The sequence below is a fragment of the Pandoraea sp. PE-S2R-1 genome, from assembly GCF_002179865.1.
In the GTDB taxonomy this organism is placed as follows: domain Bacteria; phylum Pseudomonadota; class Gammaproteobacteria; order Burkholderiales; family Burkholderiaceae; genus Pandoraea.
In genome coordinates, this window is sequence record NZ_NGUR01000160.1 from 1 (window position 1) to 415 (window position 415).

Consider the following 415-nt stretch of genomic DNA (forward strand, 5'->3'; position numbering starts at 1 on the left):
GCAAAGCTGGCGGTAGCGTCATCAATATTGCCTCAGTCAGCGCCTACAAGGCGATCAGCCGACTGAGTTCCTACCAGTGCAGTAAGGCCGCGCTGGCGATGCTGAGTAAGAGCGCCGCGCTTGAGTTGGCGCAGTACGGCATCCGCGTTAATACCCTGTCGCCAGGCTTGACCGCCACAAATGGCAATGCCCACCAATGGCGCGACAAGCCGGAACTGTGGCGCGAACGCTCCAAGGCGCTGCCATTGGGCCGCACCGGCGTGCCGGAGGACATGACTGGCGCGGCGCTCTTCCTTGCTTCTGAGGAATCGTCGTGGATGACCGGCGCCCATATCGTTATCGATGGGGGCGATAGCGCCGCCTGAAGATTTGCCGCTCGCGCAATTTAATCGATGTGAGGAGATCTTTCATGCTG

Annotated in this window: 1 protein-coding gene; it reads left to right on the top strand. The window is 60.2% G+C overall.

Features of this window, described 5'->3' with window-relative positions; translation table 11 throughout:
- The coding region (locus tag CDV44_RS27520) for an SDR family NAD(P)-dependent oxidoreductase (protein ID WP_141118856.1) at nucleotides 1-365 on the top strand (365 nt) is incomplete at its 5' end.
- Nucleotides 366-415 lie beyond the last annotated feature (50 nt).